The organism is Cohnella rhizosphaerae (assembly GCF_029525575.1).
GTDB classification, from domain to species: Bacteria; Bacillota; Bacilli; order Paenibacillales; family Paenibacillaceae; genus Cohnella; species Cohnella rhizosphaerae.
This window is the reverse complement of record NZ_JAPDIA010000003.1, coordinates 1,787,926-1,808,999: the sequence shown is the minus strand read 5'-3', so window position 1 is coordinate 1,808,999 and position 21,074 is coordinate 1,787,926. Positions and strand designations below refer to the sequence as shown.

The 21,074-nt window shown below is 57.5% G+C and carries 12 protein-coding genes and 3 pseudogenes; 3 read left to right on the top strand and 12 right to left on the bottom strand.

Features of this window, described 5'->3' with window-relative positions; translation table 11 throughout:
* Window positions 1–29: 29 nt before the first annotated feature.
* Together OMP40_RS13695 and OMP40_RS13690 are read right to left on the bottom strand one after the other, a co-directional pair.
* Entirely contained in the window at window positions 30–950 is a 921-nt protein-coding gene (locus tag OMP40_RS13695; RefSeq protein ID WP_277532023.1) for a carbohydrate ABC transporter permease, read from the bottom strand.
* Window positions 951–967: 17 nt separating this feature from the next.
* A pseudogene (locus tag OMP40_RS13690) lies at window positions 968–1,902 on the bottom strand (ABC transporter permease).
* Window positions 1,903–2,277: 375 nt separating this feature from the next.
* On the opposite strand from OMP40_RS13690, the pseudogene OMP40_RS13685 reads away from it, so the two are divergent.
* Window positions 2,278–3,574 (top strand): annotated as a pseudogene (locus OMP40_RS13685) (glycoside hydrolase family 125 protein).
* A gap of 1,317 nt (window positions 3,575–4,891) precedes the next feature.
* On the opposite strand, the gene OMP40_RS13680 reads toward OMP40_RS13685, so the two are convergent.
* From OMP40_RS13680 to OMP40_RS13645, 8 genes are all read right to left on the bottom strand, one after another.
* Window positions 4,892–5,629, bottom strand: coding sequence for a carbohydrate ABC transporter permease (locus OMP40_RS13680; protein ID WP_277532021.1), 738 nt, complete (start codon window positions 5,627–5,629; stop codon window positions 4,892–4,894).
* 92 nt (window positions 5,630–5,721) lie between these two features.
* On the bottom strand, window positions 5,722–6,606 hold the full coding sequence (locus OMP40_RS13675) for a carbohydrate ABC transporter permease (protein WP_277532019.1): 885 nt from the start codon (window positions 6,604–6,606) through the stop codon (window positions 5,722–5,724).
* 76 nt (window positions 6,607–6,682) lie between these two features.
* Window positions 6,683–7,492, bottom strand: a complete 810-nt coding sequence (locus OMP40_RS13670) for an ABC transporter substrate-binding protein (RefSeq protein WP_277532018.1) — start codon at window positions 7,490–7,492, stop codon at window positions 6,683–6,685.
* Complete coding sequence (locus OMP40_RS13665; protein ID WP_277532017.1) at window positions 7,422–7,871, bottom strand: extracellular solute-binding protein; 450 nt, start codon at window positions 7,869–7,871, stop codon at window positions 7,422–7,424. Before OMP40_RS13665 ends, OMP40_RS13670 begins: the two co-directional genes overlap by 71 nt.
* 460 nt (window positions 7,872–8,331) lie before the next feature.
* The gene (locus OMP40_RS13660; RefSeq protein ID WP_277532015.1) at window positions 8,332–8,481 is read right to left on the bottom strand and encodes a helix-turn-helix domain-containing protein; all 150 of its coding nucleotides are present in this window, start codon (window positions 8,479–8,481) and stop codon (window positions 8,332–8,334) included.
* A 314-nt stretch (window positions 8,482–8,795) separates the two neighbouring features.
* Window positions 8,796–9,935 (bottom strand): response regulator, encoded by a 1,140-nt coding sequence (locus OMP40_RS13655; RefSeq protein WP_277532012.1) that lies wholly within the window; start codon window positions 9,933–9,935, stop codon window positions 8,796–8,798.
* Window positions 9,936–10,004: 69 nt separating this feature from the next.
* Window positions 10,005–10,529 carry a sensor histidine kinase gene (locus tag OMP40_RS13650; protein WP_277532011.1) on the bottom strand — a complete coding sequence of 175 codons (525 nt, stop codon included), beginning with the start codon at window positions 10,527–10,529 and terminating at the stop codon, window positions 10,005–10,007.
* Window positions 10,530–10,536: 7 nt separating this feature from the next.
* Entirely contained in the window at window positions 10,537–11,805 is a 1,269-nt protein-coding gene (locus tag OMP40_RS13645; RefSeq protein ID WP_277532010.1) for a cache domain-containing sensor histidine kinase, read from the bottom strand.
* Between the two features lie 531 nt (window positions 11,806–12,336).
* On the opposite strand from OMP40_RS13645, the pseudogene OMP40_RS13640 reads away from it, so the two are divergent.
* Window positions 12,337–13,110: pseudogene (locus OMP40_RS13640) on the top strand (IS110 family RNA-guided transposase); the annotation flags it as partial.
* Window positions 13,111–13,183: 73 nt separating this feature from the next.
* A complete protein-coding gene (locus OMP40_RS41715; protein ID WP_420871956.1) occupies window positions 13,184–13,477 on the top strand; it encodes a hypothetical protein in 294 nt (97 codons plus the stop codon).
* A gap of 1,295 nt (window positions 13,478–14,772) precedes the next feature.
* Here OMP40_RS41715 and OMP40_RS13635 read toward each other — a convergent pair.
* Both OMP40_RS13635 and OMP40_RS13630 read right to left on the bottom strand, forming a co-directional pair.
* Window positions 14,773–16,665 carry an S-layer homology domain-containing protein gene (locus tag OMP40_RS13635; RefSeq protein ID WP_277532008.1) on the bottom strand — a complete coding sequence of 631 codons (1,893 nt, stop codon included), beginning with the start codon at window positions 16,663–16,665 and terminating at the stop codon, window positions 14,773–14,775.
* A 50-nt stretch (window positions 16,666–16,715) separates the two neighbouring features.
* The gene (locus OMP40_RS13630) at window positions 16,716–20,954 is read right to left on the bottom strand and encodes an Ig-like domain-containing protein (protein WP_277532006.1); all 4,239 of its coding nucleotides are present in this window, start codon (window positions 20,952–20,954) and stop codon (window positions 16,716–16,718) included.
* Between the last annotated feature and the right edge of the window lie 120 nt (window positions 20,955–21,074).

The following is a 21,074-nucleotide window of genomic DNA, read 5'->3' as shown; positions in this document are numbered from 1 at the left end:
AGCCGGTTATTAACGGAGCCCGCGTACCGTCAGCCCTTGACCGAGCCGATCATGACGCCTTGAACGAAGTAGCGCTGCAAAAACGGATAGACGGCGATGATCGGCAGCGTGGAAACGACGATGACCGCGTATTTGAGCAGGGAAGCCGTCTCGGCCTTGGAATTCATCGCTTTGGCGATATCGCCGCTGATCGCCGCGCCGGTCGTTTCCGCCGTCATCTCCTGGAGCACGAGGATCTGCCTGAGCACCATTTGCAGCGGATATTTAGCGGCGTCGTTCAGATAAAGTAAGGACGGCAGGTAGCTATTCCAATGGGCCACCCCGTAAAACAACGCCATAACCGCGATGATGGGAAAGGACAGCGGCAGCACGACGCGGGTGAACAGCCTCAGGTTCGTGCACCCGTCGATCTGCGCGGCCTCCTGCAGCTCCCTTGGGATCGTCGTTTGGAAAAACGTCCTGGCCACGATCAGATTCCAGACCGAGACGGCGACCGGCAGGATAAGCGCGCCCATCGTATTGATCAGATGGAGATCCTTGACGACGAGGTACGTCGGCACCAGACCGCCGTTGAAGAACATCGTCACCAGGATAATGATAACGAACAACGTCCGTCCTACAAAATCCGAGCGGCTGAGCGCATAGGCGGCAGGCAGCGTCACCGCGAGATTAAGCGCCGTCCCGAGCACCGTGTAGATGATCGTATTGAGATATCCGCTCCAGATTTTGGAGTTTTGGAACACGAGCGTGTATCCGTCCCAGGTGATGCTTTTGGGCCAAAGCCACATCTCCCCGGCGTTCACGAGCTTCGGCGAGCTGATCGACGCGCTGAGGATATAGATGAGCGGATACAGCACGACGACAAGCGCGATCGCCAGGAACACGTATACGCCGAGCATGAAGATCCGGTCGCCCCTGGACGCCTTAATCGTTGAATTGGCAAGGTTCATGTGCGCATTTCTCCCTTCTACCACAGACTGGTCTCGCTCGTCCGCTTCGCGATGCGGTTGACGAGGATCAGCAGGATGGCGTTGATGACCGAGTTGAACAGGCCTACCGCGGTCGAGAAGCTGTACTGCGCGTCGACCAGACCGGTTCGGTATACAAAAGTGGAAATGACGTCGGAAGACTCCATGTTAAGCGAGTTTTGCAGCAGCAGGATCTTCTCGAAGCCGACGCCGAGGATGTTGCCCATATTCAGAATGAGCATGATCGTGATCGTCGGGACGATCGTCGGCAGGTTGATATGCAGGACGCGCTTGAAACGGCTCGCGCCGTCTACGATGGCAGCCTCGTGCAGCTGCGGATCGACGCCCGCCAGCGCGGCCAGATAAATGATCGTGCCCCAGCCCGCGCTCTGCCACACGTCGGACAGGACGTACACCGTCTTGAACCATCGCGGATCGGTCAGGAACTGCGGCGCGTCGATGCCCACCCATTCCATAATTTTGATGATGATGCCCGACGACGGCGACAGGAACGTGATGATCATCCCGGCCATGACGACGACGGAGATGAAGTGCGGCGCGTAGGTTACGGTCTGAACGGATTTTTTTGAACCACCCGTTCTTCGCTTCGTTGAAGGCGAGCGCCAGAATAATCGGCAGGGGGGAACCCGACCGCAAGCGCATACAAGCTGATACCGAATGTGTTCCAGATCAGATCCCAGAAGTAATACGAGTGGAAAAACCGTTCAAAATGAGCGAATCCGACCCAGGGACTATCCATGACGCCTTTAGCCGGCATGAAATTTTTGAACGCGATCTGGATCCCGTACATCGGCAGATAATGAAATAAAATAAAGTAGACCAGCGCCGGGGCGACGAAAAGGTACAGCTCCCAGTTGCGCCAGATTCGTTTGCCGAGCGACGCGCGTTCGGCCAGCTTCGCCGGCAGCGGCAGACTTCCGTCCGAAACTTGAACTTGCTGCGTATCTGCTTTCACGTTGCTCCTCCCTTCCGCGCTGCAGGACCGTTTTTACTGTGAGCGTATTCATCTCGTTCGGTAACGGCCTGGCAGCGATTACAATTCGAATTGTAGGGAAGGCAGGCTCGCGCCGTAAATATGTGAGATGTGCATTGTCATTGTTAAACGGGGAAAACCCTTGGGACGCAAGGGTTTTTCGTGTACGCGCTATCATTTTGACCGGGGCGGAAATGTGTAAAGTTTTAACCGTTTTCAACGCTGCAAACGATACATATTGCGCTGTGCCGCGAGGTGTGCCAACCTGTTGGATGATTCGTTCGGCGGTAGGCCGACCCCAAGGAGGAAAATAACATGACGCAGTCCGTATCTCCACTGCCCGCTTCAATTCGCGACTTTCTGGACCAAGCCGACCGGCGTCTCGCCCACCGTCCCAAGCTGCAGCGGATGTTCCGCAACTGCTTTCCCAATACGCTCGAGACGACGACGAAGCTGCTGGACGACGGCACGACCTTCGTCTTCACCGGCGACATTCCTGCCATGTGGCTGCGCGACTCGGTGGAGCAGGTGCGTCACTACCTGCCGTTCGTCCGCGAGGACGAAGAGCTGCAGCGGATCATCGGCGGGCTGATTCGCCGCCAGCTTTTTTTACATCAACCAAGACCCTTATACGAACGCGTTCAACGAAACGGCAAGCGGCAAGCACTACAACGACGGCGACCTGTCCGACATGACGCCCTGGATGTGGGAGCGCAAGTACGAACTGGATTCCCTCTGCTTCCCCGTGCAGCTGCTACACGACTATTGGCAGGCGTCCGGCAAGACGGACGTGTTCGACGACGCTTGCTACCAGGCGCTCGTCTCGATCGTAGGCGTCATCGGCACCGAACAGCGGCATATGGAAAAATCGCCTTACCGCTTCCTGCGCCCGGGCTTCAAGGAGACCGAGACGCTGCAAAACGACGGCCTCGGCCTGCCCGTCAACTACACCGGCATGACGTGGTCCGGCTTCCGGCCGAGCGACGACGCGTCCCTGTTCGGCTACAATGTGCCGGGCAACATGTTCGCCGTCGTCATCCTCGGCCATATCCGCGAGATCGCGAGCACGATATATAAAGATGAGGGCCTTGCCGGGCGCGCGCAAAAGCTGCGCGAGCAGATCGACTTCGGCATCCGCGCCTACGGTATCGTCAACCACCCGCGCTTCGGCCGCATTTACGCATACGAGACCGACGGCTTCGGCAACTACTGCCTCATGGACGACGCCGGCACGCCGGGCCTTATGTCCATTCCGTACTTCGGCTACGCGCCCGCCGACGATCCCGTCTATCAGAACACGCGGCGGTTCGCGCTCAGCTTCGACAACCCGTACTACTTCGAGGGCAAGTACGCGAAGGGCATCGGCAGCCCGCATACCAAGGACGGCTATGTGTGGCACATGGCCCTGTCCATGCAGGCGCTGACCAGTACGGACGAGCAGGAGGTCAAGGACCTCATCGAAGTGCTGATCGCGACCGACGCCGACACGGGCTTCATGCACGAAGGCTTCGATTGCAACGATCCCGCGATCTTCACCCGCCCCTGGTTCGCCTGGTCCAACTCGCTGTTCGCGCAGGTGATCTGCAAGGCGATGGATAAAGGCTGGGTATGAGGGCGAGTAATGCGGCCGCTCGCAGCCAAGGGCGTGCGACCGCGCCCGGCAGACGGCGGGCGGGCGATCGCGGTGGGCGGAAGGCCAAAGACGGCGGGACCTTGGCGTTCATGCACATTTTATGTGCATGAGGCGGTTGCTCGCGGAGGAACTCGGCGTGCTACCGGCGTTCATGCACATTTTATGTGCATGAAGCGGCTGCTCGCGGACGAACTCGGTGCGCTACCGGCGTCGGCTGCTCGCGGACGAACTCGGTGCGCTACCGGCGTTCATGCACATTTTATGTGCATGAGGCGGTTACTCGCGGACGAGCGTGGTGCGCTCCAAGCTTTCATGCACATTTTATGTGCATGAGGCGGCTGCTCGCGGACGAACTCGGCGTGCTACCGGCGTTCATGCACATTTTATGTGCATGAAGCAGCTGCTCGCGGAGGAACTCGGCGTGCGACCGGCGTTCATGCACATTTTATGTGCATGAAGCGGTTACTCGCGGATGAACTCGGCGCGTTACCGGCGTTCATGCACATTTTATGTGCATGAGGCGGTTACTCGCGGACGAACTCGGTGCGCTCCAAGCTTTCATGCACATTTTATGTGCATGAAGCGGCTGCTCGCGGACGAGCGTGGCGTGCTACCGATGTCCATGCACATTTTATGTGCATGGTGCGGCTGCTCGCGGACGAACTCGGCGTACGACCGGCGTCCATGCACATTTTATGTGCATGAGGCGGTTACTCGCGGAGGAACTCGGTGCGCTCCAAGCGTTCATGCACATTTTATGTGCATGAAGCGGCTGCTCGCGGACGAACTCGGCGTGTTACCGGCGTTCATGCACATTTTATGTGCATGAAGCGGTTGCTCGCGGAGGAACTCGGCGTGCTACCGGCGTTCATGCACATTTTATGTGCATGAAGCGGTTGCTCGCGGACGAACTCGGTGCGCTACCGGCGTTCATGCACATTTTATGTGCATGAGGCGGTTACTCGCGGACGAACTCGGTGCGCTACCGGCGTTCATGCACATTTTATGTGCATGAAGCGGTTACTCGCGGACGAATGCGGCGTGTTACCGGCGTTCATGCACATTTTATGTGCATGAAGCGGTTGCTCGCGGACGAGCGTGGCGTGCGACCGGCGTTCATGCACATTTTATGTGCATGAAGCGGCTGCTCGCGGACGAAGCAGCTGACTCTCGGCTACTCTCGGCTACTCGGGCTACTCGCAGCTACTCTCGGCTACTCTCGGCTACTCGCGGCTGCCCAAGCCGACGCAAAAAAAGACACCTTGACGGTGTCTTTTGTTCGCTATTGCGGCTGCATTACTTGAGGATCGCCCCCGCCGTCAGCGCGTTTTCGATCTTTTCGTTGCCGATCAGGTAGACGATGATCATCGGCAGGCTGGACAGCAGCATGCTGGCGCCGATCAGCCCCCAGTCCGCGACTCCCACGTTCACGAAGTAACTAAGCAAGCCTACGGTGAGCGGGCGGAATTGGTCCTTGGAGGCGATGATGAAGGCGAGCGGGAACTCGTTCCATATGCGGATGAAGATGAGCACGCACTGCGTCATCAGCGCCGGCATGACGATCGGAAATATGATTTTGAAAAAGGTCTGGTACACGTTCGCCCCGTCGATGCAGGACGCTTCCTCCAGCTCCTTCGGCAAGGAGCGCAGGAACGCATACAGCATCAGGACACAGGACGCGATCGCAAATCCCGAATACGGCAGGATCAAACCGAGATAGCTGTTTTTAATATGAAGCTCCTTGATCAGCTGGAATAAAGGGATGACGACGACTTCGATCGGCACGATCAGTCCCAGCGATACGTAGAACAGCGCCGCCGAATTGAACCTCCACTGCATCCGGCTGAGGCAATAGGCCAGCATGCTGCCGGTCGTCAGCGTGAGCGCGATCGTCCCCGCCGTATAGATCAGACTGTTCTGAAAATACGTGTAAAAGTGGTACTTGGACAGCGCTTCGCCGAAGTTGTGCCAGTCCCACGAGGTCGGGATGCCGAAGGGATTGGCGTAAGCCTCTTTCTTCGACTTCAAGGACATCGTGACCATCCAGTACAGAGGAAACAAAAACGTACAGCCAACGACCACCCAGAATATTCGGCTCAACACTTTCAGACCAATCACTCCCTGCCTTAGAACTCCAGCTTCCCTCTCGCCACAAACCGCTGGATGATAAACGAGATAACGAGACATTGAATAATGAAGATCACGGCAATGGCGGTCCCTTTGCCGAACTGGGAAGTGTCGAACGCCGTATAATACATCTGGTAGATGACGGTTCTCGAGGTATCCCCGGGTCCTCCGGCCGTCATGACGCGCACATGCGAGTAGAAAGCCATCGAGCCTAGCGTAGAGAGGATCAACACGTACTTGATGACGTTTTGCAGCAGGGGGATCGTGATCTTCAGGCACACCTGCGCAAAGCTGGCGCCGTCGAGCAAGGCCGCTTCGTAATAGTCTTTGGGGATCGTCTTGATGCCCGTATAGAACAGGATCGCGTTAAGTCCGATATATTGCCACAGGAACGACAGCCCGATGCTCGGCATGACCGTTCTCTTTTCCGTCAGCCACGAGTGCGTCCAGTCGCTTAGTCCGATGGATTGAAGGATGCGATTGAACAGTCCCCAGTTCGGCTCGTAAAACGCAAGCCAGATCTGGGCCACGACCGTAACCGACAATATGGCGGGAAACATGGCCGCCGTCTTGAAGAAGCGGCGCAGCCTTGGCGTTTGCACGTCCATAAAAAGCGAGAGCATCATGGAAAGGGGCAGCCCCAGCAGCAACGATATGCCTACGATGAGGTACGTATTTTTATGCGCGGTCCAGAAGGAAGGCGTCGACAGCACTTCCCTGTAGTTATCCAATCCGACGAAGCCCAGATTGCGGAAGCCGTCATGGTCGTGCAAGCTCATCCAGATCTCCGGAAGCAGCGGGTATACGCAGAAAACGGTAAACAACAGCAAGGCCGGCGCGGTAAACACGAATATCGATAACTTGGTGCTGAAATACTTGTTCATGGCGCTCTCCACCGTTTAATTTGTGTCTAACCCCCCCCGCGGGTTCGCCGCAGGGGGATTAGCTGTTGCCGGTCCGTTAATTTTTAAACCACGTGTTCTCGCTCCAGAGCTTGTTCATCGCTTTGTTGAAGTCCGCGGCGGCGTATTCGCCCGTCAGCAGGTTCGCGCCTTCCGTGGACATTTCGGCCGACGTCCGCGCATCCAGCGAATTCAGCGCCATCGAAGCGATCTTGTTCGGGATCGGGTTGTACCAGTCCACGAACTTCTGCATCAGCGGGCTCTTGTCCGCGGGCGGGTTGCCCGTCTGCAGGGCGATCGGCGCTCCGGTCGTCTCGAAGTAAAGCGCGTCCGCCATAGCGAGGAACTCGGCCAGCTTGACCGCTTCATCCGGATGCTTCGTCTTGCCGCTGACCGCGTAGCCGTTAAGCGGAGAGCCCCAGAACTGCACGTTCTTCGTCGGGTCGTATTTGTCGCTCGCGGCCGGGAACGGGAAGAAGTCGACCGTCTCGTCCTTGGCGAGATTCGGCAGCTCCCACGTGAACATCATGAGCATGGCCGCCTTCTTGGAAGTGAACATTTCCATCGCCGGTCCGTAATCCAGGTTGGCGATGCCGTCCGGGAACACGCCTGCCTTGACCATCGTCTCGATCCGAGCCGCTCCCTCCTGGACGGATGGGTTGTCGAAGTTCGTTTTGTTGCTCACGAGGTCCGCCATCGCCTGCGGATCGCCGACCTGGATCATCTGCTGCAGCATGAAGAGCTTCACACCCCATCCGTCCTTGCCCGGTGTGACCGCCGGCACCATGCCTTTGTCCTTAAGCGTCTTCGAGATTTGGAGGAACTCGTCGAACGTAGCGGGCGCCTTGACCCCGGCTTGCTCGAACATATCCTTGTGATAGAAGATCACCGGCGTAAAGTACGTGTCGGCCCCCCGAAGAAAGACTGTAAATCTTGCCGTCGACATGCTTCAGCGCGTCCGGTACCGCATACTTGCCCAGGAATCCGTCCTGGGAGATATAAGGCGTGAGGTCCATGATACTGCCCGTGCTCTTCAGCGGCGTGAAGTAGCCTGCGTCGTTCCAGAAGACGTCCGGCATATCCTCCGACGCGTTCAGCGTTTTCAATTTGTTCGCCATATCCTCGCCGCCGCCGCCGGGCTCGAATTCGACCTCGAGGTTCGGCAGCGCTTCGGCGATTTTCGGCTTAATGTACTTATCCATGATGTTGTTGCGATTTTCGTCGGTCGTGATCGTGATGACTCTCATCTTGATTTTTTTTGCCGTCCGTTCCCGCGCTCTCCTTGGCGCTTTCCGTGGGTTCCGCTTCCGAGCTCCCCGCCGCGACCGACGGACTGTCGGACGGCTTGCTGTTGCCCTTTTCGTTCCCGCTGCTGCATGCCGACAATACCAGCAAAGCGCCCGCCATAAGGATCGCAGCCTTTGCCATTGAATTGGTTTTCATCGTTTGCCTCCCCTGCGTATCGACCTCGTCTATGGTTGATTCGCCCCTTTGAAAGCGATATCAACCTTGAATTCATCTTACGAATCTTCCCAATTTTAGTACAGAGATTATTCTCGGCCCGGAAGTAAAATTAACGGCAAAAATAAGCTGCCGAAAACGTAATGCAGCGCCTCTTCGCCGAGCCCTCGCGGGAGCCCCCCGCTCCAACGCAAACGGGATGAAGCGCGGCGACCGCCGGCTTCATCCCGTTTCATTCATTCGAGCTTACTCCATGTTGTTCACGTACTTGCTGGGCGGAATCCCCATGAACTTCTTGAAGCACTTGCCGAAGTAGTTGGCGTCCGCATAGCCGACCTTGGCGGCTACGTTCTGGATGACCTTTTCTCCCCGGTCGAAGAGCGCTTTGGCTTTCATGATCCGCGTTTCGGTCAGGTAGTCGTTGATGGTGACCGTCGTTTCCTTTTTTGAACACGAAGCAGAGATGGTTGTAATTCATATGGACGCTCTTCGCAATATCCTCGATTCGCAGCTCTTCGTTGCCGTAATGGCTGCTAATATACGCTTTTACCTCTTCGACGACTTTGGCCGACCGATTCGGTTTCCGGCCGTGCACGTGGTCCATGACTTTGAGGATTAGCGCGCGGATCCAGCTCTCCAGCTCGCTAAGCGTCTTCATCTGCCGGACCAGCTGGAGCAAGTCGGACTGCCTCGAATGCCTGAACACATCCTCATAGCTTTGCGACGCTTCGGCCAGAAACGCCACGCAAGTCGATACGATCTCGATGCCGGCGAGCAGCAGCATGTCGATCGAAGCTTGCTTCGCGCGGACATCCTCGAAAAAAGCCGCAAGCCATGCCTCCGTCTCGGTCCGGTTCCCGATCCGCATGCACATCAGCAAGCCGCTTCTTTTTTCCGCCGGAAACAAACTGACGTTCATGCCGGTATCGGCCGTGCGGGAGTAAGCGAACACCTCGTTGCCCCCCATTAAAAAAGCGGCGCTTCAAGGCGAGCAGCGCGTCCTTGTAGGAAGCGGCGACCGACGCCAACGACCGGCTGCCGCTACCGATACCGATCGTAACCGAGCACGGCAAAGCCCGAATCTTGTCCCGAATGCCTTTGCACAACGATTCCAGCCCGTCAAACGAGTCGTCAGGCGATCCGACGATCAGGACCAGACGATCTTCGTAATCGCGGCATACGGCACACTGATAAACGCTTTGCATATCGCGCAGCGCGATCTCCTGAACGACCGCCTTGCGGGCCAGAAGGTCTTCTTCGCGATTCCAGTCGTCGCATGGATCAAGATCGATCACGACCGTCTGAAAATACGGCCCTCCCAGCTGGATTCCCAGGGAAGCCAGCCGTTCCGACCCGGGTACCGACGCCTGACCGCTGCCCTGCAGCCACCCGTTCAGCACTTGCTCCCTCCATGCGGGCAAGCTTTCGCTCGCCTGCTTCCTGAGGTCTTCAAGCTCCGTCCGGCCCTGGCGTTCCGTTCGGATCTGCTCCTTCATGTCCAGCAAGGAGCCCCGAAGCTCTCCCTCGTCAATCGGCTTGAGCACATAATCGAATACGCCCAGGTGCACGGCTTGTCTGGCATACACGAATTCGCTGTGTCCCGACAGCACCATGAATTTCGTTTCCCCGTCGCGCTGTTTGGCCTTTTGAATGAACTCGATCCCGTCCATAATGGGCATATTCATGTCGACCAGCACCACGTCCGGCTGCAGCTCGGGCAGGAGCGCGAGCGCTTCCGCCCCGTTCTTTGCCTCTCCCGCGATCTGGAAGCCCAGCTCCGCCCACGGCAGCGATATTTTCAGCGCTTGCCTGAAGTAGTATTCATCGTCGACGATGAGCACCTTGTACATGACCGAACCCCCCTGTCCCGCCATTCAAGGCGAGTCTTAGAAACGCAAGCTTCCCGAAAGCGCGATACGCTAATGGCGTCTGAGCGGCAGAACGATCACAATCTTCGTGTAGGAACCGTATTCGCTTTCCATTTGCAGGCCGTATCTTTCTCCGTATAGCGTACGGATCCGATGGGATACGCTTCGGATGCCGAATCCGCCTTTTTCGTTGACGCCGGTATCCGCCGTAAGCGCTTTGATCAGGTCCTCGTGCATGCCGACGCCGTTGTCGAGAATCTCGATTCGCACGTCATCGCCGACGCGCCTTCCGCTGATGCGCACGAAGCCTTTTTCCTGTTTCATCTTCAAGCCGTGGTAGATGGCATTCTCCACGATGGGCTGCAAAGTAAGCTTCGGGATGGCGTACGTCATGATTTCATCGTCGACATCCATCGCGTAGGTCATATATTCCACATATCGGAGCTGCTGGATCTCCAGGTAACTTGCCGTCAAACGCATTTCGTCTTTGATCGAGATGATATCGTTGCCGTTGCTTAACGAAATTTTATAAAAATCCGCCATATACCGGGCAGCCGTGATCGCTTCTTTGCCCATGTTCAGCTTAATGAGCGAAACGATCGTCTCGACCGTATTGTAAAAAAAAGTGAGGCTTGATCTGGGACTGCAGCAGTTTAAATTCCATCTCGGCCTTCGTCCGCTGCTTCTCCGTGTTTTCCGCCATAAGCGCTTCGATCCGGTCCATCAAGTTATTGAATCCGTCGCTGAGATATCCGATCTCGTCTCTGGATTGGTAAGCGCTGCGGACCTGCATCTTCCCCGTCCGAATCTCCCTCATCGTCTTGGCGAGGCGGAAGATCGGGCGCGTGATCGAGCGGGACAACAGGAAGGACACGATCAACGCCAGGAGCAGGCACACGGCGCCGATGCCGATGATCAACTGATTGATCTTTTTTCGCTCCAGCGTAATGTCGTCGATGGGAACCGTGCTTACGATCGTCCATTGCAGCGGTTGAAACCGTTGCGTCGATACGAGCAGCCGCTTGCCTCCGCTATTTTGGGTGAAGCTGACGTCTTTTTGGCCGTAGCCGGGGATGTCGATGGCGAATACCTCGTTAAAGTTCCGGTACAGCAAGCTTTTGTCTCTGGCGGATATCATATTGCCGTCGGCATCGAGAATGTAAAACTCGCCGCCCTTATGATTTTTGCCCTCTTCGTAGATGGAGGTAATGACCGCTTCTTTTACGTATAAAAATACGCGGCCGATCGTCTTGCCCGTATCTTTGTGCACGACCGTTTTCGATACCGCGAATACGTTGTCCTCCCCTTCGTACAGAAATTTGAATTTGATCAAACCTGTCCAGACCGGCGCATACGTGCGATCGGCCGTTTCGTCCCCGTCGCCGAAAATGCGGGAGGCCACCTTATTGTCGGCAAAACCGACGTCCACCCATTGGCGATTCGACGTCAGAATGCTGGCCGCCTTGATCTTGGTATTGGGTTCCACGATGTTGCTGATCGTCTCGGAGAGGATTTTGTTCATCGACAGATTGCTCAATCCCGCGACGGGCTTAGGCGCGTAGCCGTCATGGTTCAGCAAATAATCGTTATACAGCACGTTCTGCAGCCGATAATCGCTTGCCAGTATTTTGGAATAGTCCTCGATCGTGGATAGCAAGGTTTGCAGGTTATTTTTGATGAGGAACAGCTCCCGGGAAGAATCGTTGACGGCCTTCTCGATAATGGCTTTTTGCGAGATGCTGTTGGTAAAGAGCGATTGGGCGGAAATGAACACGACAATGATGAGCAGGTTCGCGATAAAAATTTTATTTTTAATGGATATGCCGCCTACATATCTTGTAAACCCTTTCATTTCTCGATAGCTTCCTTTCCGAAGAAGATAAGTAAGCGGTTTACTATCCAGTATTAGCAGCGGCATCCCGTCTGTCAACTTGAATTTTGTTAAAAAAAACCCACTCGACTGAATCCGACATCTTCCGCGCCCGCGCACGTCAAGCAGCCGGAGGTCGTGGAGACGTCCGGCATCGAGTCGATTGTTGCTTGGCGAAACAGGGCTTCGCGACAGTGGAAAAGCCAACGGCGAAGCCGAGCTTGCCGGCATCGTGCCCGGCATGCAAGGCCGTTGGTTTGCGGTTGGCGTGCAGCGGACGGACCGAAGAGTCGTTATTTTTGTACCTGGCGAAGTTGGAGGCCCGTCGCGGACTCCGGCGCCGCTATGGCGCGGTTGGCTGCCTTTTTTAGCATGGATACGGGTAAATAGTTATCATGAACGAAACCGACATCCTGTTTGCTTATCTCGGAGGTTACATTTGGGAAAAATGGCGTTTACAGAAACAACCCATTTACCAAATACAGAGCTCAAAGCAAAAGGAGTCGGTTTAGTATGAGTATGGCCATCAAGTACGTAGGTTTAGACGTATCCAAATCCAAAATCGCGGTTGCCTTTGCGGATGAGGGACGAGGAGAAGCACGGTACTTTGGCGTCATCGAGCATAGCAAGGAAGCGGTATTGAAACTCCTGCAAAGGTTGCGTCGTCCGGGTGAGAAAGAGGAGGTGACTTTAAGGGTCTGTTACGAGGCAGGTCCCACCGGCTATGTGCTCTATCGTTGGCTATTGACGGCAGGCATCGCTTGCAGCGTGGTCGCGCCCTCGCTCATTCCCAAGCGTGCCGGCGACCGGGTCAAAACAGACAAACGGGATGCCATTCGACTCGCACAGCTGTATCGCGCAGGAGAACTGACGCCGGTATACGTGCCCACGCCAGCAGACGAAAGCTTGCGGGATCTCGTTCGCGCACGCGAGGATGCGGTCGAGGATTTGAATCGTTTTAAGCAACGACTGGGCAAGTTTCTGCTTCGCCACCAGCTTCAGGACGCCAAAGGCGCCAAACCCGGAACTTTCGCGTACGAGGAATGGCTGGATACGCTGCGTATTCCCGAGGACAGCTGCAAACAAATGACCTTTCAGGAGTACCGCCAATCGATTTGGGAAACGAAGGAGCGAATCAAGCGATACGAAAAGCAAATTGAAGAACAAGCCGCTTTAAGCGAGCAGGCGCCGGTCGTTCAAGCGCTGCAAGCCTTGCGAGGCGTAGCAGCCGTCACAGCCGTTACGCTTTCATCCGAGATGATGAGCAGCGACCGCTTTCACTCCGCCTCTTCGTTTATGAGTTACTGCGGACTGGTCAGCAGCGAATACTCCTCGGGAAGCAAGCCGCTGGCAAGGCCGTATAACGAAAGCCGGGAATGCGCATCTGCGTCGGGTACTGGTGGAAGCCGCGAAAAGTTACCGACACGCGCCCGCGATTCGCAGAAGAATGCGCGACCGTATCGAGGGGCTGCCACCGGAGGTTCAGTCGATTGCCTGGAGCGCGCAGCATCGATTACACAAGAAGTATTGGAGTCTGGCGCGAAGAGGAAAGCACAAGGGTTGCATCGCGGTCGCGATTGCCAGAGAACTGGCGGGGTTTGTATGGGCGATTGCTAAGGAGATCGAGAAGCTTCGTTTGCAAGCAGCGGTGTAAAACAACGGGTCCGAACAAAGGAGGCGATTGAGGGGAAGCGATTCTTTTTTTACCTCAGAGGCAAAATCAGGCAAGGTGGAGAGAAAACCGCGTGAGCCGCTTGAGCAAGCGAATGCTTATGCTCGTCAATAGTTAGCGGGTAAGCTCTCCAGACGTATGAATAACATGTGTGAATCCACGAATATCAGATTGCCGACCAGCGAATTGCTTTTGCCTCTGAGCTAAAGAAGAATTGCCCCCTTCCGTCCCCTAAAGGGGAAACGCAGGGAGCGACGCCCCCCTGCACCCCGTTACTCGCCGTAGGGGCACCTCCGGGCATTTCCATGCCGGAGATCCAGAAAAGTATGGGAAATGATGCGACCGCCTGTAAAGAAAATCGCTTGACAGGCTTCTATTCGCTATTGTCAAAAACACGGGTGCAAACAGAGACGCTTGACAGTTTCGTTCATATCAGCGGCTCTCGAGTCCGGTACGATCGCAATGTGACCGGTTTTTATGGAAATAGCGTCAACTGTGTCCGATGCGTTTTGCCTGGCTCGCATAGGGGCCGCCCGCAATTTCGATCTGCGCCAATCCTGCTTACCTTCCCCCCCTCTCGCAAGGCACGACGATGCGAGAGGGGCCGAGATGCCGCTATATTTAACCTTGAACAACACCAGGTCTGCGGGCTTGACGGGCTTGACGGGCTTGGCGTCCTCGCGCTCGCGGCAATTAGCTGTTGAAACGCATTTATTTCCTTTGATCACGACGTTATGGGGCCAAATAAGTGTTGAAGCGCAATTAAATTCCCACTTTCGAGCGTTTTGACCCGGTCTTGAACCAATTAAATGCGGTTGAACACTTATTTCCTCCACAGCCCCGATCAGCGCGCCGATTAACTGCTTTTCAACACTTATCGCCCCCAGGCTACTGGCTCAGCTCACAGCTCACGGCTCACAGCTCATAGCTCACGGCTCACAGCTCACGGGTTATCCGTGTCTAGATCGAGCACAATTGCGTTTGATCTCCTCCTGGAACATCCGATTACAAAAAAATTAGTTTGTTCCTAACCGAGACTTCAACGACCGCGCGCTGGCGCAAGAGGGCCAGTTTGTTCCTAAACAGAACTTTGACGACCCTGCGATGGCGCAGGATGGCTAGTTTGCTTCTATTCGAGACTTCGGCGGCGGGGCGACAGTGGTTCGTTTCTAACCTGAATCCTTCGGCAAACGCTCGGTGAAGCCGTCTCTTGAGTTGCTAAGGAAGCAATCGGGCAGCATCCAAAAAAATGCAGGGCGCCCGAAGACGCCCTGCATTCAATAAACCTTTAAACGGTTTACTTTCCGTTGATGTAGCCGGCCTTCGCCAGCAGCCTGCGCACCATGGCCGCCGTCTCCGCGCGCGTGATGCCCGCGCCCGGATTCAGCTTGCCGTCCGCGCCCTGCGCCAGACCGGCATCGACGACGGACGCCACGGCGTCCCTGGCCCACGAGCCGATGCCGCCTGCGTCGGCAAACGCGCCAAGCGTCTCTCCGGTCGTGCGCCCGCTGCTCGAACCCAGGCCGGTCAGCTTCATCGCGCGGGCCAGCATCGACATCGCCTCTTGCCTGGTGATCGATGCCCCCCGGCTTGAACGTGCCGTCGCTATAGCCGCCCGCGATGCCATAGGACGCCGCGATTCGCACCGATTCCGCGTACCAGCTGTCCTTCGGCACATCCGTATAGACTGCCGCGTCGGCCGTGTCCTGGACGACGCGCAATCCGAGCCCGCGCGTCAGAATCGAGACGAACTCGGCGCGCGTCACCCCGCGGTTCGGCTCGAACGCCGCAGCCGTCGCGCCGTTCACGACCAATCTGGAAGCCAGGTCGTTCACGTCGTCGCGGCTCCAGTGCGCCGCCACGTCGGCGAACGTCTTCGGATGCCAGACCACCGAATAGACGCTGTTCGTCATGCTGCGGATCGTCGCGTAATATTTGCCGTCGTTCTGCGTCACGATCGTCGGCATGTGCGCGACCGTGCCGTCGGCGTTCAACACGATGCCCGTGGTGATGCGGGAGAGATCGACGCCGTCCGGCAGCGCGACGGTCCGTTCGACGTAGCTGCCGAATCGGTCGACGTTAATGACCTGGCCGCCGTAGGCGGCTTCCACCTCGAAGCTCACCGGCTTCGCGACCTGGGAAGCGCCGACGCGCTGCGCGGCCTGCTCGACCTTCGCGAGCGCGGCGTCTTCCGGATCGGCGATGCGGACGCTGATCTCGATGTCCTGCAAGGCGACGTTCTTGCCGATCTGCGAGGCGATGGCGTCGATGCGAATCTGCGAGGCGGGCAGCGTATAGCCGCCTTTGTCCGTCTCGATCTCCAGCACGGCAGCCTTGCTCTCCATCGCCTTGACGAGCTTGCCGTTCAGCGTGGACTTAATGACATTGGAGCCATCGCCGCGTGCGTCGAGGAGCAGCTTTTTCGTCTCGTTGCGCTCGATCCGCGAGACGACCGCATCGTTGTCCACGGCGATGGTCGCTACCTCGCGTCCGTCCGCTTCCGATCGGGTGACGGTCGCCGACTTCGGCTGTATCCTTCCGTCGATATAAACTTTCAGCTCCGTACCGGTCTTGGTCGGCGCGGGGCTGCTCACGCTCAGCTGGCCGGCTTCGACGGCGACCGTGAGCGCATTGGCCTTCGAGCCTTCAAAAAGGCTGCCGGTGAACGACAGATTCTCGACGCTTGCGTCGTCAACGGATAAAGCCTGGTTGCCGGTAAGGCTCTTGGCTTGCACCTTGATCTCGAACAGCGTCTGCTCGGATGCGATCGGATGCTCCGCGGCGCTTCCCGTGCTCGGATCGATCCAGGCGGCCCGCAGCCATCCCGCTTCATTGTCGAAGCTCGTGCGGATGCAGCCTTTCTCGTCGGTCGGACAATTCGCATCGTCGGCGCTGCCGTACTTCGGCACAACCTCGACGATCTCGAGCGCCTTGGGATCGAAGTCGATCTGGACATTGTAGGAAGCGATCGCTTTCTCCGTCTTGACCGAGACCGGGATCGTCGTCTGGCTGCCCGTCGTCACGGACGTTTTTCCGATGACGAGCTGCACGTCAGGCTTGGCCGGCTCCGCGAAAGCGCTGCGGAAGACGACCGCCGGAATGCCCAGCAGCAAGATCAGGAACAACAGCGCAGCTCTCCGTGCTGCGGACTTGCGATTGCGTATGCTCATGGTGGACCTCCGTTAAGTTAAAGTCGTGGATGCTGACGGCGAGGTTAATTTTAATTCGTGTGCGTGCCAAAGTACTGCAGCGTGCCCTTCGGAAAACTGTTCCATTGGCCGATCTGGAACTTCGGCGATCCGCCGTACGTCTGCGTTTTTCGGATGATCGTTCCGCCGGTCGGCATGAATGGATTGTCCGTCGTCGCTGTCGGATCGCCGAGCACGTCGATGACCTTGCCGCTGCCGTCTTTGAGCACGAGCGCCGTTACCGAGAAGTTGGTCGGATTGTATAGATCCAGCTCGCCGTTATAGTACCAAATGTTCATGACATCCATGGCGTCATAGAAAACCGTATCGATATAGATATAAGGCATACTCGGTATGACTTTAAGAATCGGCACGGTCGTCGTCGAGATCTGGTGCGTCGATTTCATATATTTGTATACGTCCACGCTGTAGCCGGTCGCTTCCTGAGAAGACGTGTTGTAAAGCTCAACCGCGATCCGCCCGTCCCCGGCATCCAGATACTGCGAGAAATACGGGCCCGGGATCTCCTCGATCGTCTTGAACGACCAATCGGTATTGGCGCTTATCGCCGGGCTCTGCAGGCCGTCCGAACTCGTAAACGCGCCGGCGTCCATCGTCACGTAGTACTCCGTGTAGTTGTTCAGCGTGTCCGGCTGGATGGTTACCGTCCCCCCGCTGATCGTCACTTTGGATGTGTCGTTCGCGGAGATGCTCTGAGTAAGAAATCCATCCGATTTCCGGATGATTCTGATCGTCTTGCCCGGTGCCGCCGCTACGGGCTTGTCGTACGCAATGCTGAGCGAGCCCCGCTTGTCCGTGTCCGTCGCGCCTGCGGCCGGCGAGCGGCTCGCGATCGACAGCGAACGCGGAATCGCCGCGATCGTCATCGCGCTCGAGCTGATCCCCTTGCCGCTCGTAAGGCCCGCAGACAGTACGGATACGCTGAAGTCGGTCACGTCGGTATACATCCAAGTACCGTCGTAATCGAGGCTGAGCATCAGCGTCTCGTCGTCGATTCTATCCGCGCCGATGATCGTGACGCCTGCCGGCGCATGATTGAGTTGAATGTTCGCTTGATCGAAATAGACAACCGGGTTGTCGTCCGTATCCAGCACGGGATCGCCGTTCGAATCCAACTCGGGCTCGAAGCGGAATTGATCGCCCTCGATGCTCAGCAACAAGATCGCGCCGCCGTCGTCGGCCATTTGCTGCTCGGTAAAATCGGCAAGGTTCACCGCTCCGAAGACCCGCGAATCCGCGGAGGCGAACCGCCATGCGGTCTTGCCGCTGATCCCCGCGAACGGATTGCCCGTCATATCGGCGATCGCGCCCGCCTCGATGTCGACATAGTAGTTCGTCAGATCGGCAAGCTTAGGATGCTTGATCGCAAGCGTCTTGTCGCTGACCGTCACGTTCGTCTCGTCCGCCGCATCGAACTGGACGAACACGCTGTCGTCCGCCGCGTTGCGGATCGCGATATGTTTGCCGCCGACCGTCTTGATCTTTTCGTTGAACGCGATCTGGATATCGTCGGTCAGACTGACGCCCGTCGCTTGATCGGCCGGCGTCAGCACGCCAGCGACCGGGGACTGCGTATCCGGCGTCGTGAACGTCCAGCCCGAGGAGCCTGCATAGCCTGCAAAGGCGTTGCCAGACGCATCTTTGAAAGCGCCGCTCGGAATCTCGATATAATAGCCCGTCTCGTCGGCAAGACCCGGATTGCGAATCGTCGCCTGCGTGCCGCTGACGGTGATCTTGGACGTATCGGCAACAGAATAAGAAGCGACCGTGCCGTTATCCGTTGCGCGCTTGATGACGACGGTGCCGCTGCCCGCGACGATCGGCTCGCTGAAGCCGACGACGAAGTCCGCGCTCAAGCTGACGCCGGTCGCCCCTTGAGCGGGACTCAGCGTCGCGGCCGTCGGCGCGGTCGTGTCCGGCGTCGCGAAGCGCCACCCCGTCTTGCCGGAGATGCCCGCGTATTCGTTGCCCTCCGCATCCGTGAAGGCGCCGGCGTCGATTACCGCGTAGTAGGATTTGTCGTCTGCCATGTGCAGATCAAGCAGTTTGACGCTGTTCCCGTTCACGGACACCTGCGAGGCGTTCGTTGTCTCGAGCTGCAGCGCCTCCGTATCGTCCGAAGCGTCATAGATCGTAATATGCTTGCCGGCGACGCCCTGGACCGGCTCGCTGAAGGTCAGCGCCGCTTCGAAATCCTTGCTGCTCGTCATGGCGCCGTCGACCGGCGACTTCGATGTCAGCGTCGGCGCGATGGTGTCCGGCGTCGCGAAGGACCAGGCGGTCTTGCCGTCGATCGCCGGGGCGGCATTGCCCGCCGTGTCCGTGAAGGCGCCCGCCGGCACGTCCACGTAGTATGCCGCGTTGTCGCTTAGTCCCGGGTTATGAATCGTGATCTTGCCGCCTGCGATCGATACGCGAGACGTATCGTCGGCATCGATGGCGGCAACCGGCGTCGACGGCGCGGAAGCGTCGTAGATTTTAATGACTTGCCCAGCCGCCGCGACCATATCCTCGTTATAAGCGAGCGTCAGCTCGGAAGAAGCGTCGACGCGCTTCGCCTGGTTAAGCGGCGCCAGCGTGCCGATGGACGGCGGCGTGATGTCCGGCACGGTAAACGTCCAGCCCGATGTCAGGCCCTCGAACGCGTTGTCCGACGCGTCCGCGAACGCGCCAGCTTCGATCCGCACTTCGTACGTTTCGGACTCGTCCAGGTCATCGTGCTGGATCGTCACTTGCGCGCCGTTCAGCGTGACCTTCGAATCGTCCGCATCGTAGCTTTGCGCCGGCGTCGCGCCGCCCTGCTTGTAGATCTCGATTTTCTTGCCTGCGATCGCCTTCACCGGCTCGTTAAAGGTAAGCACGAGATCGGCGCCCTTCAGCACGTTGGCTGCGCCTGATACAGGCGTCTTCGTCGCCACGACCGGCGCCGTCGTATCCGGCGTCGCGAACGTCCATGTCGCGCTGCCGTTCGTGCCTGCGTAGGCATTGCCCGCCAGGTCGACGATCGCCGTCGATGCGACGTCGACATAGTACGCCGTCACGTCCGCCAGTCCCGGATTTTTAATCGTCGCCTTTTCGTCCGCAAACGTCACATGCGCCACGTCGCTCGCTGCGTAAGAGACGACTTCGCTGTTGTCGGACACCTTGCGCAGCTTGATGCTGCCGTCGCCGGCCCTCACTTTCTCCGAAAACGTCATGACGAAGTCCTTCGCCATGTCCCCCTTGCCGATCGTTCCGGTCGGCGTCAGCGCATTCGTCGCCGCCAGCTCCGGCGGCGTCGTATCGGGGACGGCGCGATCCGTCGATACCGTCTGGTTCGCGCCACGCTCCGCACCTTCGCCAGCGACCGGCGTAATCTCTGCAAACAGAAAATATCCGACATCATCGTCCTTCACGACGTAAGTTCGCGCATCGGCTGCCGCAATAGGCGTTTTATCGGAGCCGTCGGCTGCGAGTCCCTTGTACCATTTGAACGCGGAGGCGCCTTCGGCGTCCCCTTCAACATCCCGGAAAACGTAGCCTGCCGTGAGCGTGCCGCCGGTCTTGAGCATGCCTGTTATCGAGGTCCCTGTCGCAAACGGCGCGTCGTTGACTTCTTTCACGCTAACGATATAGGTCATCGACTGCGGTCCCGTCTTGCCGACATAATTGGCCAACAGCGCCGTAGCGTCAGCAGTCGTCACCTTGCCGTCGCGATTGATGTCCAGCCGGTTGATCTCCTCGTCGCTGAGCGGAACCTTGCTGTTTACGACTTTCGTTATATAGAGCGCGTCGGCGGAAGTGACCAATCCGTCTCCCGTCGTATCGCCGATTTTCGTGATCAGAAATTGAATACGATCGATAACGGGCGTTGCGCCGTCCCGCTCCGCCTTCAGCTCGATCGTCGCCGTTCCAGCGCCGAGAACCTTGACCGACAGCTTGCCGCCGTCGATGGAAGCGATTGCAGATGTGCTGTCGGACGTGGCGGACAGCCGCATGTCCGGCGATAGCAGCCAAGCCGTATGACCGGCCAGATCAACCGTCACCGTGGAGCCGTCGATCGTGATCGGGGCGCCCGAAGCGCCGTTTCCCGCATAACCGGCGATCCATTTGACGTCCAGGTTTTTGACGGGTGCCGACAAAATCGCGCTGTCGGCGGCATGCGCCGGACCTGCAGCCGCAATGGGCGCCGCCCCGAGAAGTATGGATAGCGTCAGAATCTGGCTTTTCCGCTGCCAGGCAAAAGGCTTGCCGGTAATCTTGTTGTCCATGATCCTCTTCCCTTCTAGTCAGAGCCATCTTGCGATGAGCATAATGACATTAATCGTCATTATCCGACATAAAATGAAGGGGGTGTTAGGTATTTTTTCGCTATCTTTTGCGACTTATTG